The organism is Streptomyces sp. NPDC058650 (genome assembly GCF_042717315.1).
Lineage (GTDB): Bacteria > Actinomycetota > Actinomycetes > Streptomycetales > Streptomycetaceae > Streptomyces.
The window spans coordinates 347,188-361,085 of record NZ_JBHXRL010000004.1; the positions used below are offsets into that span (position 1 = coordinate 347,188).

Annotated in this window: 17 protein-coding genes; 7 read left to right on the forward strand and 10 right to left on the reverse strand. The window is 72.0% G+C overall.

Features of this window, described 5'->3' with window-relative positions:
- Positions 1-54: 54 nt before the first annotated feature.
- Both ACFWWU_RS09825 and ACFWWU_RS09830 read left to right on the forward strand, forming a co-directional pair.
- Positions 55-507, forward strand: a complete 453-nt coding sequence (locus ACFWWU_RS09825; RefSeq protein WP_384141583.1) for a DoxX family protein — start codon at positions 55-57, stop codon at positions 505-507.
- Positions 504-902, forward strand: coding sequence for a Zn-ribbon domain-containing OB-fold protein (locus tag ACFWWU_RS09830; RefSeq protein ID WP_384141586.1), 399 nt, complete (start codon positions 504-506; stop codon positions 900-902). Before ACFWWU_RS09825 ends, ACFWWU_RS09830 begins: the two co-directional genes overlap by 4 nt.
- A gap of 8 nt (positions 903-910) precedes the next feature.
- Here ACFWWU_RS09830 and ACFWWU_RS09835 read toward each other — a convergent pair whose 3' ends face one another.
- The 4 genes from ACFWWU_RS09835 to ACFWWU_RS09850 form a co-directional block, all read right to left on the reverse strand.
- On the reverse strand, positions 911-2,920 hold the full coding sequence (locus ACFWWU_RS09835) for a protein kinase (protein ID WP_384141588.1): 2,010 nt from the start codon (positions 2,918-2,920) through the stop codon (positions 911-913).
- Positions 2,921-3,091: 171 nt separating this feature from the next.
- A complete protein-coding gene (locus ACFWWU_RS09840; protein WP_384141590.1) occupies positions 3,092-3,577 on the reverse strand; it encodes a hypothetical protein in 486 nt (161 codons plus the stop codon).
- Positions 3,574-4,137 carry an RNA polymerase sigma factor gene (locus ACFWWU_RS09845; protein WP_384141593.1) on the reverse strand — a complete coding sequence of 188 codons (564 nt, stop codon included), beginning with the start codon at positions 4,135-4,137 and terminating at the stop codon, positions 3,574-3,576. Before ACFWWU_RS09845 ends, ACFWWU_RS09840 begins: the two co-directional genes overlap by 4 nt.
- Complete coding sequence (locus tag ACFWWU_RS09850) at positions 4,127-5,485, reverse strand: alpha/beta fold hydrolase (RefSeq protein ID WP_384141596.1); 1,359 nt, start codon at positions 5,483-5,485, stop codon at positions 4,127-4,129. The genes ACFWWU_RS09845 and ACFWWU_RS09850 overlap by 11 nt, the downstream gene beginning before the upstream one ends.
- Positions 5,486-5,668: 183 nt before the next feature.
- On the opposite strand from ACFWWU_RS09850, the gene ACFWWU_RS09855 reads away from it, so the two are divergent.
- On the forward strand, positions 5,669-6,007 hold the full coding sequence (locus ACFWWU_RS09855; protein ID WP_384141598.1) for a thioredoxin family protein: 339 nt from the start codon (positions 5,669-5,671) through the stop codon (positions 6,005-6,007).
- A gap of 43 nt (positions 6,008-6,050) precedes the next feature.
- On the opposite strand, the gene ACFWWU_RS09860 is transcribed toward ACFWWU_RS09855, so the two are convergent.
- Together ACFWWU_RS09860 and ACFWWU_RS09865 are read right to left on the reverse strand one after the other, a co-directional pair.
- Positions 6,051-6,605: a Clp protease N-terminal domain-containing protein gene (locus ACFWWU_RS09860; protein ID WP_384141601.1), complete on the reverse strand. Its 555-nt coding sequence runs from the start codon at positions 6,603-6,605 to the stop codon at positions 6,051-6,053.
- Positions 6,605-6,814 carry a helix-turn-helix domain-containing protein gene (locus ACFWWU_RS09865; protein ID WP_317598173.1) on the reverse strand — a complete coding sequence of 70 codons (210 nt, stop codon included), beginning with the start codon at positions 6,812-6,814 and terminating at the stop codon, positions 6,605-6,607. The genes ACFWWU_RS09860 and ACFWWU_RS09865 overlap by 1 nt, the downstream gene beginning before the upstream one ends.
- Before the next feature lie 263 nt (positions 6,815-7,077).
- On the opposite strand from ACFWWU_RS09865, the gene ACFWWU_RS09870 reads away from it, so the two are divergent.
- Positions 7,078-7,749: a DUF4097 family beta strand repeat-containing protein gene (locus tag ACFWWU_RS09870; RefSeq protein ID WP_384141605.1), complete on the forward strand. Its 672-nt coding sequence runs from the start codon at positions 7,078-7,080 to the stop codon at positions 7,747-7,749.
- Between the two features lie 51 nt (positions 7,750-7,800).
- Positions 7,801-8,616 (forward strand): alpha/beta fold hydrolase, encoded by an 816-nt coding sequence (locus ACFWWU_RS09875; RefSeq protein ID WP_384141608.1) that lies wholly within the window; start codon positions 7,801-7,803, stop codon positions 8,614-8,616.
- Positions 8,617-8,723: 107 nt separating this feature from the next.
- On the opposite strand, the gene ACFWWU_RS09880 is transcribed toward ACFWWU_RS09875, so the two are convergent.
- The gene (locus tag ACFWWU_RS09880) at positions 8,724-9,347 is read right to left on the reverse strand and encodes an HAD family hydrolase (protein WP_384141611.1); all 624 of its coding nucleotides are present in this window, start codon (positions 9,345-9,347) and stop codon (positions 8,724-8,726) included.
- A 71-nt stretch (positions 9,348-9,418) separates the two neighbouring features.
- Positions 9,419-11,626 carry an FG-GAP repeat domain-containing protein gene (locus ACFWWU_RS09885; RefSeq protein ID WP_384141614.1) on the reverse strand — a complete coding sequence of 736 codons (2,208 nt, stop codon included), beginning with the start codon at positions 11,624-11,626 and terminating at the stop codon, positions 9,419-9,421.
- Positions 11,627-11,817: 191 nt separating this feature from the next.
- On the opposite strand from ACFWWU_RS09885, the gene ACFWWU_RS09890 reads away from it, so the two are divergent.
- Positions 11,818-12,240: an SSI family serine proteinase inhibitor gene (locus ACFWWU_RS09890; protein ID WP_384141617.1), complete on the forward strand. Its 423-nt coding sequence runs from the start codon at positions 11,818-11,820 to the stop codon at positions 12,238-12,240.
- Positions 12,241-12,255: 15 nt separating this feature from the next.
- Here the strand turns inward: ACFWWU_RS09890 and ACFWWU_RS09895 are convergent, their stop codons facing one another.
- Positions 12,256-12,498 (reverse strand): DUF397 domain-containing protein, encoded by a 243-nt coding sequence (locus ACFWWU_RS09895; protein WP_384141620.1) that lies wholly within the window; start codon positions 12,496-12,498, stop codon positions 12,256-12,258.
- A complete protein-coding gene (locus tag ACFWWU_RS09900) occupies positions 12,495-13,358 on the reverse strand; it encodes a helix-turn-helix domain-containing protein (RefSeq protein WP_384141623.1) in 864 nt (287 codons plus the stop codon). The genes ACFWWU_RS09895 and ACFWWU_RS09900 overlap by 4 nt, the downstream gene beginning before the upstream one ends.
- A gap of 91 nt (positions 13,359-13,449) precedes the next feature.
- Here ACFWWU_RS09900 and ACFWWU_RS09905 point away from each other — a divergent pair, with 91 nt between their 5' ends.
- Positions 13,450-13,884, forward strand: coding sequence for an ATP-binding protein (locus ACFWWU_RS09905; RefSeq protein ID WP_384141625.1), 435 nt, complete (start codon positions 13,450-13,452; stop codon positions 13,882-13,884).
- Positions 13,885-13,898 lie beyond the last annotated feature (14 nt).

A 13,898-nucleotide genomic window follows, 5' to 3' on the forward strand; every position in this document is an offset into this window, starting at 1 on the left:
GCATCGAAACTGACGCACCGTCAGGCAAAGAGGGATGGCCGAGAGGACACGCGCATGCAGACCGTCTGGCTCACCGGCGCCGAATGGCTCGCCGTCCTCCGCATCGGCCTCGGCCTGTGGTGGCTGGAGAGCTGGCGCCACAAGGACAGGAAGGGCTGGTTCGAGCGCGGCACCGGCATCGCCTGGGCCGCCGACGTCGCCGCGAACCACAGGTGGCCCCAGGTGAAGAAGGGCTTCGACACCGTCGTCGCCCCCCGCCCCAAGGCTATGGCGTACGTCGTCGTCTACGCCGAACTCGCCCTCGGACTCGGCCTGGTCGTCGGCTTCCTCACCCCGGTCGCCCTCGTCGGCGGCCTCCTCCTCAACCTCCTCTACCTCGTCCTGATGATCCACGACTGGGCCGAGCAGGGGCAGAACGCGATGATGGCGCTGATCTCCCTGGTCGCCCTCCTCGCCATGTCCTGGCAGACCTGGTCCCTCGACTCCGCGATCGGACTCTTCCGATGACGGCCGCCGACCCCGACATCGACGCCTTCACCCGCCCGTACTGGGACGCCGCCGCCGAAGGCCGGCTCCTCCTGCGCCACTGCGCGGCCTGCGACAGGACCCACCACTACCCGCGCGAGTTCTGCCCCCACTGCTGGAGCGAGGACGTCCGCTGGGAGCGGGCGAGCGGCCGCGCCACGCTCTACACCTGGTCGGTCGTCCACCGGAACGACCTCCCGCCCTTCGGTGACCGCGTCCCGTACGTCGCGGCCGTCGTCGACCTCGCGGAGGGCCCGCGCATGATGACGGAGGTCGTGGACGTGCCGGAGACGGAGCTCCGCATCGGGATGGAGCTACGGGTCGCCTTCCGGGCGGAGGGGGACGTGACGGTCCCCGTCTTCACGACCGGCTCCTGACGCGCGGTTCAGACGGGGGCGATGTTCCGCCAGAGGTGGGCCCTGTCGCTCGGGTCGCAGGTGTACGTCATCAGGAACGGCGGGCCGGGGATCATGCACTCGCCGCTGTTCACGTTCTTGATGGTGTGACCGGCGGACGTCTTGGTGCCGATCGTCCACGACTGGAGGCTGGAGCCGTTGCAGTCCTTGGCGGTGAAGCCGGGTGTCCCGCCCGGCTGGAGGCACAGCCCGGTCTTCTTGTTGACCAGCCGGAAGGCGCCGTTCCCCGTGGACGAGTAGGTCCAGGAGTAGGTGATCGTGCCGCTGTTGGGCGGGGTGCCGCACGGGGCGGTGTTGACCATGACGCCGCCGTACCCGGGGTGGCTCTCGGACACACACTCTCCGCTGGAGACGTTCTCGATGGAGTACGTCCCCGAGGGCACCGAGCCGCCGGTCGAGGGCGGGGGCGGCGGGGGAGCGGGCCGGGTGGTCGTGCGCGAGGGCTGCGCGGCGGGCTGGGTGGTCGCCGACCCGCCACCACCACCGCCGGGGCTGGTCGTGGTCGAGCCGCCGCCGCCGGGGCTGGTCGTCTTCGACCCGCTACCGCTCCCGGTGTTGCTGCCCGCCCCGCTTCCGCTTCCGCCGCCGGGTATGGTCCCGCCCCCGCCGCCCGCGTCGCCCGTGCCGGGCGGCTGTGCCGTCGTGGACCCGCCCGGCGGCGCGGACGACGGCCCCGAGGAGGCGGAGGAGGACGCGGAGGCGGACGTCGACGGGCCCGGCTTCGCGGACGACGAGGAGGGTGCGGCCGCGGGGTCGCCGGGCGCCGGCTGTGAGGCGACGGCGGAGGGCGAGCCCGAGGTGTCGGGGGCCGCGCCGAGGCGGCCGATCTCGTACGGGCCGAGGGCGACGGTCAGGGTGGTGCCGGTCGCCACGACGACGGGCACGGCGAGCATGACGAACCGGTTCCGCCGCGTCCGCTTCTCCGGGGTGGCGGCCCCGGTGATCGCGACGGCGTCCGGGGAGGCGGTCGCGGGCTCCTGCCCGCGCTGCGGGGTGAGCGAGGCGGTGGCGACGTCCTGGGCCGGCTCGATCCGCTCCAGCTCCGCCAGGTGCTCGGCGGTGGGCGCCCCGGCGGCGAAGGCCGCGCGCTCGCCTATGCGGTCGGCGACGGCGGCGGGCCACGCGGCCCCGGCGGCCCCTTCGTCGGCCCGGTCGACGAGCTCGACGAGCTCGGCGGCGGTCGGCCGGTCCGCCGGGTCCTTGGCGAAGCAGGTCCGGACGAGCGCGGCGAGCTCGGGGTCGGTCTCGGTGAGCTTCCCGAAGTCGGGCTCTCCGTGGACGACGCGGTAGAGGAGGTCGGGCCCGGAGCCCTCGCCGAACGGGGGCCGCCCGTTCGCCGCGTACAACACCAGGCTGCCCAGCGCGAACACGTCGGCCGCACCGGTGAGTTGCCGGTCGGCGACGGCCTGCTCGGGCGCCATGTAGGCGGGGGTGCCGATGACCATGCCGGTCCTGGTCAGCCGGCTCTGGTCGGCGGCGCGGGCCACGCCGAAGTCGATGAGGGAGAGGCCGTCGCCGGTCAGCATGACGTTGGACGGCTTGAGGTCGCGGTGCACCATGTCGGCGCCGTGCACGACCCGCAGCCCGGCCGCCGCGTCCCGCAGCAGCCGCCACAGGGCCACCGCGGGCAGCGGGCCGCCGTGCAGCCGGACGGCCTCGCTGAGGGTGATGCCCGGGATGAACTCGGTGGCGAACCACGGTGGTTTGGCCGTGCGGTCGCTCGCGAGCAGCTTCGTGTTGGCTCCGGCGGGCAGCCGGGAGAGGTTGTCGAGCTCGTGCCCGAAGTGGCTCAGGAAGTCGGCGTCCTCGGCGAGTACGGGAAGGACCCGCTTCACCGCCGCGAACTTCCCCGGCACGGCGCCGAGATAGACCCGCCCCATGCCCCCGGAGCCGAGCACGCCGAGAAGCCGGAACGCCCCGATCTGGCGGGGGTCCCCCGCCTCTAGCGGCATGGCTCCGCTGCCGTTCAGACTGCCCACGCCAGAGTGGTCTTCCAGTTCCCCCTGCATGGGCCACACATTAGCTGAGGGTGACTCATCTCTGTACGGAGACCAAGTGCGCGTTTCCGTACGGCGGTTGAACGGTCTCCCTCGCCGCCCCGGCGGACCGGACCCGCGGCGGTCGCCGCCGCCCACTCCGGACGCGGCCGGTCACCTGCCGGGGCCCGTCCGCCGGTCACCCACTCGCTCCGAGAGGAGGGTCATCGCGCGGGACAACTCGGACGCCGTGCCGAACGGGACGACCGCCGGGGCCCGCCCCAGGACGCGGACCCGGACACCGCCGGTCAGCGCCACCCGGGTGCCGCCGCCCGGCCCCGGCTCCGGGGCCGCCGCCATGCCGATGATCAGGAACCGGCTCTGCAGCCAGCACCAGCCCGGCCGGACGAAGCCGCGCAGGTGAGCGCGGAAGCCGTACTTGCTGAGGGCCAGCGCCTCGACCCGGTCTCCCGCGACCCGCAGCACCCGCACCCTGCGCATGTCCGGCTGGAAGCGGCCGAACTCGCCCTCCAGGTCCGCCATCACCGCCCACACCTCCTCGAACGGCACGGGCAGCACCTCCTCGGCGATCCGCGCGCCGCGGACCCCGGCCGCCATGATGCGCAGCCGCTCCACCGGGTCGATCTCGTGCGTCGTCATGAGGACCATGCCTTTCGGAAGCTCATCCGGGCCCGGTGCAGCCGGGACTTGGCGGTGCCGGCCGGGACGCCCAGCAGCGCGGCCGCGGCCTCCTCGTCCAGGCCCTCCACATCCCGCATCACCAGGACGGCCCGGTGCTCGGGGGACAGCCGGGCCAGTACGTCGTCGATGTCCGTGGCGAGCTGCGGATCCCCGCGCTCGGGTACGTCGGCCAGCTCGGCGGGGTGGGCCCGCGCCGCCCGCCGGGCGATCCGCACCGCCTCCCGCACGGCGATGGCCCGCACCCACCCGTACAGCGCCTGCGGATCCTTCAGGGACCGCAGCGACCGGAACACGGCGAGCAGGGTCTCCTGGGTGGCGTCCGGGCCGTCGGCCAGGGCGATGGGGGCGCAGATCCGGGTGATGTACGGGGTGAGGTGGTCCAGGAGCTCGTGCAGCGCGAGGGTGTTCCCGGCCCGGGCGGCCCGCGCCAGAGCCACACCGCGGTCGCCCTGGTCATCCGGGTCGCCCCGGTCGCCCTGGTCCCCCCGGTCGCCCCGGTCCTCGTGGTCAGCGGTCACGGAGGAACTCTTCCAGCAGCGGGTTCACCCGGTCCGGGCAGTCCAGGGTGAGCGCGTGCCCGCAGCCGTCCAGGACCGTCGTCTCCGCGTGCGGCAGGAGCCGCCCGAAGCGAGCGGCCTGGGTTGCGGGCAGGACGGTGTCCTGGCGTCCCCAGAGGACGAGCACCGGCTGCCGGGTGGCGGGCATCGCGGCCTCGGTCTCGCGCCAGTCCAGGCCGCGCTCCAGGCGGTAGACCGAACGCCGGTTGGTGTCGCGGGTGGCGGGAGCCCAGGCCGCGTCCACGAGTTCGTCGGTGATCCTGTCCTGGTTCACGAACAGTCCCCGCAGCGATGACTCGGTCGCCGAGCGGCCCGCGCCGAGGCTCGTCAGGAGCTCCCCGGCGATCGGCAGTTTGAGGGCCTCCCACAAAACGGGGTCCCGTTCGTCGAGACCGGAGGGCGCGAGCAGGGCGAGCCGGCTCACCCGGTCCGGGTGGCGCTGGGCGTAGGCGAGGGCGAAGCCGCCGCTCCACGAGTTCCCGCCGAGCGCGGCCCGGGGGATCTCCATGGCGTCCAGGAAGCTCCCGATGGCCGCGGTCATGCCGTCCAGATCCCAGGTCAGGGACCGGTCGCGGAGCTCGGTGAACCCCTGGCCGGGGAGGTCGAGGACGTACACGGTGTGCGTCCGGGAGAGCGCGGCGAGCTGCTCGCGCCAGGCGAAGGTCGACGACGCGCCGGGCGAGAGGAGCACCACCGGCGAGCCGCCCGAGCCCTGGCGTACGTAGTGGAAGCGGGCGAGGGGCGTCTCGACGTACCGGCCACCGGGCGGGGCGGCGTAGCCGGTCGCCTCGGCGGGCTGCCAGGCGTACGCCGTGCCCGCGGCGAGCGCGGCGAGGGCGAGCGGCAGCGCGAGTGCCTTCCGGGCGCGGGGGGTGACGAGGCGGGTGGCGGCCAGCCAGCCGAAGCCGAGGCAGAGCGGGGTGTAGAGGAGCAGATTGAGCCAGGAGAAGACGGGACCGGCCCCGTCGCCGACGCCGAGCGCCCACACCAGGCCGACCAGCCCGCGGACGAGGAGCCCGGCGGCGACGGCGAAGGTCACCAGCCCGGCGAGCCGCCCGGTGACCCGCCCGCCCCGGCCGTACGCGCCGGCGAGGACGGCCGCCGCGGTGCCGAAGAGCACCAGCGCCAGCGGCAGCACCACATGCGGTGCGAAGGACACCTCCCCGCCGATGACGGCGAGCGACAGCGCCCGCTGGTCGGGCGCGGGCCAGGTCAGCCCGGTGGCCCAGAAGACGTGCGCGAGCCCGTCCAGGGCGAGCAGCCCGGCGACCGCCTGGCCTGCCCGCCGTCGTGTGCTGATGTCGACCACGAGATTCCCCCGGAGCGTTGGTGAACAACCGACACCCTGAGGAGGAGGCGCCTCGGGAGGACGTTCCCTGTGGGCCGCGTCACATCGCGCTCCACCGGGTCCGTGGAGGCCGCCACGACGCAGGCGCACACCGCGCGCGGGGGATGATGGGGAGAAAGACGGAACACGAGGTCAGGAGCTTCCATGGCGAAGCGGGTCCATCAACCCCGTGAGGACGCGGAGTTCGATTTCATCCTCAAGATGAGCGGGGTCCCGGTCCTCGCGTACTTCATCGGGACATGGCCGAAGGCGATCGAGCCCTGCCGGGCCATGGACCTCGTCGTGGATGGCGTCGCCGACGAGTACGCGGGCCGCCTGGCGGCCGTCCGAGCCGACATCACGCGCTGCCCGGCCGCGACCGAGCGGTACGGGATCACCGGAGCCCCGTCCTGTGTCCTGCTGAAGGACGGCGAGGCGGTGGCGCACGGCACGGGGCCCATGACCACCGCCGAGGTCCGGGAGTTCCTGGACGGCCACCTCTGAGGCCCAGCTCCTTCGCAGGGAGGCAGGCAGGGCGGTAGGTGGATCAGGGGGCCGTCGGGCCGGCGACGGCGGCCTCGACCGAGGCGTACGTGACGCCGTGGTCGGCCAGGGCCTCCGCGACGACACCGCCGGTCATGGTGAGCGCCAGGAGGAGGTGCTCGTCGCCGATCTCCCGGTCCTTGCGCGCCAGGGCCACCCGGAGGGACTTCTCCAGTACGGTCTTGGCCTCCCGGGAGAAGGACTGGCGGCCCGACCACCATCCGGAGCTCTTGCGGTCGCCGGCCAGCGCGCCCGCTCCGTGGGTCTCCTCCACCCGCGCCACGATCGCGCCCACATCGATACCGAGGTCCGCCAGAGCGTTCGCGTCGGCCCGGGACAGCCCCGCCCGACGCCGGGCGTCGGCGAGCGCGGCGATCAGGGACGGGCGGCGATCCGGCGGGCACAGGCTGCGCAGCGCGGCGGAGGCTGGGGTGCCCTCCCGGTCGAGCAGGGCCAGCAGCAGATGCTCCTTGGTGACGACCGTCGCGCCGCCCCGTTCCGCGTGATCGACCGCCCCCTTCACCACGGCGCGTGCCGCTTTCGTGAACCGTTCGAACATCACTGCCTCCCGTACTTCTTGTGGACGGCCTGCCGGCTGACTCCCAGTTCGGTCGCGATCTCCTGCCACGACCAGCCCTGATGGCGCGCACTGCGCACCTGGACGGCTTCCAGTTGTTCCAGCAATCGCCGCAGGGCGGAGACGGCCCGCAGCCCGACCCGGGGGTCACGGTCGCCCGCTCGCGTGGCGAGATCGGTCGCATCGGTCATGCTGTCAACTTACGTTGACAGCATCCATCTCGTCAACCTGCATTGACAAGCGGCGCGTTCACCTTCATTTCATTGCAACGTGCGCACGGTGATTGTTGCGTTAGCCCGCACGACCGTTGCAATGAAATCTAGGCGTTGACCTGCATGAATGCGCATCTGACGCAACGAGCACGTTGCTCAACTCTTGAACGCAACGTAGCGTTTCTCTTGTCGGAAACGGCGCGGACAGAGAGTCCGGGCCCGAAGAACACCAGGAGCGCATCATGCAGAAGTTCGCCACCCCCGCCGCGATCGTCACCGTCCTCGCCGTCCCGGCGGGCCAGATCCGCTTCATCGCCGCCGACCGGACCGACACCACGGTCGAGGTCCTCCCCGCGAACCCCTCGAAGAGCAACGACGTCAAGGCCGCCGAGCGGGTCACCGTCGCCTACGCGGACGGTGTGCTGCGGATCGAGGCCGCCGAGCCGAAGAGCCGGATCCTCGGCAACTCCGGTGCGGTCGAGGTCACCGTCCAGCTGCCGGCCGGCTCCCGCGTCGAGGCGACCACGGCCGCCGCCGAACTCCGGGGTGTGGGACGCCTGGGCGACGTGACCATCGAGAGCGCGCAGGGCACGGTCAAGCTCGACGAGACCGCGTCCGCCCGCCTCACCCTCCAGGCCGGTGACATCACCGTCGGCCGCCTCGGCGGCCCCGCGGAGCTGCGCACCCAGAAGGGCGACATCCGCATCACCGAGGCGAAGACCGGCACGGTCACCGTCCGCACCGAGTCCGGCGACCTGGAGATCGGCGCCGCCCGAGGCGTCTCCGCCACCCTCGACGCCGGCACCACCTACGGCCGCATCAACAACACCCTCCAGAACAGCGAGGGTTCCGGCGCCGGCCTGAACATCCACGCCACCACCGCCCACGGCGACATCACCGCCCGCAGCCTCTGAAACACCCGCCCATCCCCGCGATCCCCCCGACTACCGGAAAGAAGACCAGCCATGACCTCCACCGCCACCACCCACCCCGCCGCCTGGACCGGAACGGTCTCCGTCGACGACACCCAGCTCGCCGTCACCGACACCGGCGGCCCCGGCCGCCCCGTCGTCTACCTCAACGGCTCCTACGCCGACCAGAAGCACTGGCGCCACGTCATCACCGAACTCGGCGGCGACTACCGCCACATCACCTACGACGAGCGCGCCCGTGGCAAGTCCGGACTCTCCGGCGACTACACCTTCGCCGCCTGCCTCCGCGACCTCGACGCCGTCCTGACCGCCCGAGGCATCGAGCGCCCCATCCTCGTCGGCTGGTCCTACGGCGCCATGCTCGCCGTCCACTGGGCCGCCCAGAACCCCGACCGCGTCCACGGCGTCGTCTCCGTCGACGGCGCGATGCCCCACTCGTGGCTCGACGACGCCACCAAGACCCAGGTCCGCAAGCTCTTCCGCCGCCTCAGCCCGGTCTTCCCCATCGCCCGCCGACTCGGCATGGCCGCCCGCATGAGCGCCGAACAGCACGCCGAGATCAACATCGAGGTCAACGAACTCTGCGCACCCGCCGCCCTCGACCCGGTCTTCGACCGCATCACCGTCCCGACCCGGTACGTCCTCGCCACCGGCGGCAACCTCGGCGGCGACCCGGTCCTGATGGAAAAGATCCGCGCCGACCTCACCCCCGTCACCACCCGCAACCCGAACATCCAGATCAGCGCGAAGGTCCCGAGCAACCACTCCAAGATCCTGCGCAAGGACTACCGAGCCATCGCCGACGCCACCCGCGAGATCGCCACCGGCGCCGACCGTCGGACCGCCTGAGCCGTGGCATGGCAGACGGCATCAGAAACGACGCGGGTCGCTTGGGCCCCGGGGGCGGACGTGTCCGGTGGTCCCACCAGAAGCTCGCGAAGCAGGCCCGCCCCCTGTCAGCGCAGAGCGGTCAGGATGTGCGGGGCCGCCTCCGCGAGCGTGTCGAAGTGCCGGTGGGCGCCCTCCACCAGGTCCGGGCCGTTGACCGACCAGACCGTCATCCCGGCGGCGAGCCCCGAGCGGACGCCGGACGGCGCGTCCTCGATGACCAGGCACTTCGCGGGATCCACGCCCAGCTTCTCGGCCGCGAGCAGGTACGGGACGGGGGACGGCTTCCCCTCGGCCACCGAGGCCGCGTCCACGATCAGCCCGGGAAGCGGCAGCCCGGTCCGCTCGAAGCGCCCCCGCACCCGGTGCTCGTAGTTCGACGTGACCAGCGCCCACCGGTCCGCCGGAAGGCCGGCGAGCAGCTCGGCCGCCCCGTCGAAGGCCGTGTACGCGCCCGTACGGACGTCCTCGTCCTCCAGCTCGTGCAGCAGGGCGAGGCACTCGTCCGGATCGTGCCCCGGGGCGACGGCCGCGAAGGTCTCGACGGGCCGCGTCCGCAGGGCCACGGCGTACACCTCGTCCCCGTCGAGCCCGTACCGAGCGGCCCACTGGTGCCACATGCGGCGCTGGTTGGCGACGGCGTCCATGAGGGTGCCGTCGACGTCGAAGAGAACGAAGTTTCGGGAGGTCACGCCCCGGATGCTACGGCGAGCGGTCCGAGGCGCGACCGGCAGGCCCTGACCCGTACCGGGTCAGGCGACCGTCACGACACCGACGTGAACTTGGTCCCCTCGCCCGCGTACAGCGAGGTCGCCGTCTTCGTGAACGGCGCCGACCACGACCCCGTCCCGAGGAAGACGTGGGTCCCCGCCGACCCGTACGCGACGAGGTCGGGCCGACCGTCGTTGTTCGCGTCGCCGGCACCCACCAGCTGGCTGTAACCGCCCCAGCCCGTACCGATCTTGGTCCGGGCCGCGAACGTACCGTCGCCCTTCCCCAGGTACAGCCACAGCACGCCCGCCGCGTCCCGGGCGACGAGGTCGCCGGCGACACCCCCGGCGATGTTCCCGACGGCCGTCAGCTGGTTGTAGGCGCCCCAGCCGGACCCGATCTTCACGCGGCCCGCGTACGGCGCGGTGGAGCTGCCCGTGCCCTTGTAGAACCACAGCAGGCCGGCCGCGTCCGTGGCGACGAGGTCGGCCTTGCCGTCACCGTTCAGGTCGGACCCACCGGCGAGCTTGTTGTAGACGCCCCAGCCCGGCCCGACCTTGATGCGGGTCCCGAAGGTGCCGTCGCCCTTGCCGAGGTAGTTCCACAGCACACCGGCCGTGTCCCGCCCGAGGACGTCACCGACGGCGGAGCCGCCGTTGTTCCCGGCCGCCTCGATCAGGTTGTACGTGTTCCACCCCGTACCGATCCGCACGCGCGGCTTCGCCGGCGTCACCTGACCGGCCACCGGCCAGTCGAGCAGGTCGTCCCGCCACAGCACGCCGGCCGCGTCCCGCGCGAGCAGGTCCGGAGAGCCGTTGTCGCTGTAGTCGTGCGGGTTGGCCTTCCGGGTCACCTTGAAGACGCCCGACGCGTATCCCGGGTACCCGATGCCGTTGGTCGGCGTGAGGACGACGTTCCACGTGTAGTCGCCGTTCGGGGCGCTGACCCCGTTGATCAGCCCGTCCCAGGTGAGCCGCGCGGGCGCCGAGGGCCGCGTGAGCCGCTTCGTGAACGTCTTCCCGGTCGCGCTGTGCCGCAGGGTGACGTCCAGGTTCACGTTGTACCGCGAGAGCTCCCACTCCATGGCGACCTGACCGCCGTTGCGGTCGAGGTCGGCCACCGGCGGGACGGTGCTCTGCCGCACCTGCGGCGAGGCCGTCGCGCCCGGCGTCCGCGCGGCGAGCGCGATCTGCGGCCACTCCGCCGGGGTGACCCGGAACAGCCCCTCGCCGTCGGTCGACTTCCCGCCGTGGACGAGGATCGACCCGTCGGGCGCGGTCGACGAGGTCGTGAAGTGGTCGAGCAGCTGGTGCGTCTCGCCCGTGAGGACGTTCTGCGCGGTCAGCGCGTACAGCGGGTTGGCCGTCGGGGCGGTGAGGCCGCCCGGCACCCCGTACAGCACCCAGTCCCCGGAGAACCCGACCACGACACCCTTGGAGCCCGCGCCCAGTGAGATGCGCTTGAAGGGTTCGTACTCGGTCCGCTTCTCGATCGCCACCCTGGTGGCGCCGTCGACGTACTCCGTCCACGCGATGTACGACGGGCTGATCGCGGTCGTGACCGTGGCCGGGTCGAAGGGCGAGAGGTTCTGCTCCTCCTTCAGGAAACCGCCGCCGAGGTCCGCCAGGGCGCGACGGTAGATCGGTCCGGTGCTGCCGTCCTTCGTGAAGACGACGACCACGCTGCTCAGGGAGTGCGACAGGACCTTGTAGTCGCGGCCGCCGGCGAAGGGCGTGAGCTTCTCCTGCTGCTGCACGCCGTTCACGCGGGTCAGCCGGTAGAGGTCCTCGCCCCCGTACGTCGGGTTCGGCACGCTCAGGAAGACCGTCGAACCGGCCGCCCCGGCGACCTTGTAGTCCGTCCCGAGGCCCTTCGGCTCCACGTAGGTCGAGATCCCGTTCGCGCTCATGTCCCGCAGGATGAAGCGGTACCCCTCGCGGGTGACGATCGTGTCCGAACGGCTCTGGTGCGCGAGCGATGCCGGTACCGGCCAGGTGGATCCGTCGTCGAAACTCGTCCACGTCAGCGCGGACCCGCCCGCGCCGTCGTCCTTCGAGGTGAGGAACCCGGTGGTCCCGCCGCTGACGAGCTTCTCGCCCGCCGGGAACGTGACGTCCGCGTTCGGCGCCACCGGTCCCGCGACGGCGGCTTCGGCGGCCGGCGCGGCGGCGGTGACGAGCGTCCCGCCGAGAGCGGTGACGGCGAGAACCGCGGTGACGGCCACGGCGAGCCGACGGCCGCGTATGTGCGCGTGATTCATGGTGCGTATCCCCCCAGGGAAGCGCGCGGGGCGTTACGCAACACCCCGCCCGCTACTCATGATTGCGTTGTGGTCGCAGCGTACGAGATCAAGGTGGACCAGGAGCCGGGGGATGCGGCGACTGCGTCCATCAGAGTGCCGTCGTCGTCGAAGAGGATGAATGTGCCGGTGGCAAGGGGGAGATCCTAGGTATGAAGAGAACCCTCGCCTACCCTCTCGCCGTCGCCACCCTCGTCGGCCTGGGGCTCACCGGCTCCGCGACCGCAGCCCCGGGTCCGGGTCCGGGAGACCCCATCGCCACGGCGTCGAAGCCGCCCACCCGCCTGCATCTGACGGTCACCGACTCGGCCGGTCTCGCGAAGGACGTGTTCCTCGGCTGCCGTCCCACCGGCGGGAACCACCCGGCCGCGGCCCTGGCCTGTGACGCCCTCCACGACGCCGGCGGCGACTTCGACAAGCTGAAGGGCGACCCGGACATGATCTGCACCGACGAGTACGACCCGGTCACGGCGAAGGCGGAGGGCACGTACAACGAGGCCCCCGTCTCCTGGGAGAAGGAGTTCGGGAACGCGTGCGAGCTGATGGCGAAGATGACACCCGTCTTCGCCTTCTGAGCGCCCTCTTCCCGGTCAGACGCGCGCGTACGCCACGAACGCCGCCCAGCTGGCGGGGGCCACGGCCAGCTGGGGGCCCTCGGGGTTCTTGGAGTCGCGGAGGTGGATGGTGGTGGGGTGGGCGGCGACCTCGACGCAGTTGCCGCCCTCGCCGCCGCTGTAGCTGGACTTGCGCCAGTGGTAGGCGACTTCGATGCAGTTGCCGCCCTCGCCGTCGCTGTAGCTGCTCTTGAACCAGGCCAGATCCGTGGTGCTCATAGCTCTCCCAGCATCTTCTCGATCAACTCCAGGGACTCGCGGCGCGTGAGTGCCTGCGCCCGGATGATCCCATAGCGCTCGGTGTACATGCGTACCTCCTCGGGGTCGGTGATCAGTCGGGCGTGCCCGTAGATCTCGGTGTACGCGACCTCCCGCCGCCCCTTGGGGGTGAGCAGCGTGAACGAGCCGCCGAGGCCAGGGTGTTCATCTGGGTCGTTCGGCATGATCTGGAAGTGGACGGTCCTCAGCCGGGCGACCTCGATGAGGCGCCGCAACTGCTCCCGGAAGGCGTCTCGGCCGCCCAGCGGGCGGTGCAGCACCGACTCTTCGATGACGAAGCTCATCGTCGGGCCCGGCCACTTGTCGAAGATCGCCTGACGGGCCAGCCGGTCGGCCAGCCGCTTCTCGATCGTCTCCTCGTCGTAGAGGGGGCGGCGGTACCGGAACACGGCCTCTGCGTAAGTGGGCGTCTGGAGAATGCCTGGTACCGCCTGCACCTCGTAGTAGTGCAGAGCGACGGCCTCCGCCTCCGCGTTCGCGAAGTCCCGGAACCAGTCCGGGTGCCGCACCCGTGCCTTCGCCAGCGCCTCCCGTACGTCGTCCACCGCGGCGATCAGCACGCCCCCGGCGCCCAGCGCCGGATCCGCACGGATCAGGAAGTCCGGCTGCGGAGTCCGTACCCCCCGTTCGATCGAGGAGACCAGGTCCTCGCTGCAATGCGTGATGTCCGCCAGTTCCGCCTGGCTCAGGCCCGCGTTCTTCCGCAGCACCTTGATGATCTTCCCGAGCGCACGAAACAGGTGCGCCGTACCGTCCACCTCGGAGGGCCGGTCCGGCCTCTCCTCCACGTTCCCCGACATCCGTACCGCCCTCTTGGCGCACCCGTACAGTCACTCAGCGTCGTCGCGTCGCTGCTGGTCAGCGTACGGCCGGGGGCCCAGGCTCTGGGGCATGAAGTCCGAAACCGCCACCCCAACAGGTGAGTTCACGCTCCGGCTCTCGGCCACGCGCCGGGGCGCACGATTGGCCCGGCTACTCGCCGTGCAGCAGCTCCGCGACTGGGGCGTGACCGGCTGCGCCGCCGAGGCGGCCGAACTGGTGGTCGCCGAGCTCGCCAGTAACGCCGCCCTCCACGGCCGGGTGCCGGGGAGGGACTTCGAGGTGCGGATGGAGCGCGGCGACGACCACGTACGGATCGAACTCTCCGACGCGCGGGGCGAGCGCCGCCCGTTACCGTCCGGGCAGCCCGACGAGGGCGGCTACGGGCTGCTGCTCGTAGCCGCCCTGGCCACCGCCTGGGGCGTGAAGGACCGGTCCGTCGGCAAGACGGTCTGGGCGACCGTCCCGACAGTCCCTCTCACGCCTTGGAACGCGATGACGGGGTAGCTGTTGATCGGTAC

Excerpts from the sequence above, each read along its gene's own strand:
- ACFWWU_RS09825 (WP_384141583.1), top strand. The coding sequence starts at position 55 with ATGCAGACCGTCTGGCTCACCGGCGCCGAATGGCTCGCCGTCCTCCGC.
- ACFWWU_RS09830 (WP_384141586.1), top strand. The coding sequence starts at position 504 with ATGACGGCCGCCGACCCCGACATCGACGCCTTCACCCGCCCGTACTGG.
- ACFWWU_RS09840 (WP_384141590.1), bottom strand. The coding sequence starts at position 3,577 with ATGACGACGCACGAGATCGACCCGGTGGAGCGGCTGCGCATCATGGCG.
- ACFWWU_RS09855 (WP_384141598.1), top strand. The coding sequence starts at position 5,669 with ATGGCGAAGCGGGTCCATCAACCCCGTGAGGACGCGGAGTTCGATTTC.
- ACFWWU_RS09860 (WP_384141601.1), bottom strand. The coding sequence starts at position 6,605 with ATGTTCGAACGGTTCACGAAAGCGGCACGCGCCGTGGTGAAGGGGGCG.
- ACFWWU_RS09865 (WP_317598173.1), bottom strand. The coding sequence starts at position 6,814 with ATGACCGATGCGACCGATCTCGCCACGCGAGCGGGCGACCGTGACCCC.
- ACFWWU_RS09870 (WP_384141605.1), top strand. The coding sequence starts at position 7,078 with ATGCAGAAGTTCGCCACCCCCGCCGCGATCGTCACCGTCCTCGCCGTC.
- ACFWWU_RS09875 (WP_384141608.1), top strand. The coding sequence starts at position 7,801 with ATGACCTCCACCGCCACCACCCACCCCGCCGCCTGGACCGGAACGGTC.
- ACFWWU_RS09885 (WP_384141614.1), bottom strand. The coding sequence starts at position 11,626 with ATGAATCACGCGCACATACGCGGCCGTCGGCTCGCCGTGGCCGTCACC.
- ACFWWU_RS09890 (WP_384141617.1), top strand. The coding sequence starts at position 11,818 with ATGAAGAGAACCCTCGCCTACCCTCTCGCCGTCGCCACCCTCGTCGGC.
- ACFWWU_RS09895 (WP_384141620.1), bottom strand. The coding sequence starts at position 12,498 with ATGAGCACCACGGATCTGGCCTGGTTCAAGAGCAGCTACAGCGACGGC.
- ACFWWU_RS09900 (WP_384141623.1), bottom strand. The coding sequence starts at position 13,358 with ATGTCGGGGAACGTGGAGGAGAGGCCGGACCGGCCCTCCGAGGTGGAC.
- ACFWWU_RS09905 (WP_384141625.1), top strand. The coding sequence starts at position 13,450 with ATGAAGTCCGAAACCGCCACCCCAACAGGTGAGTTCACGCTCCGGCTC.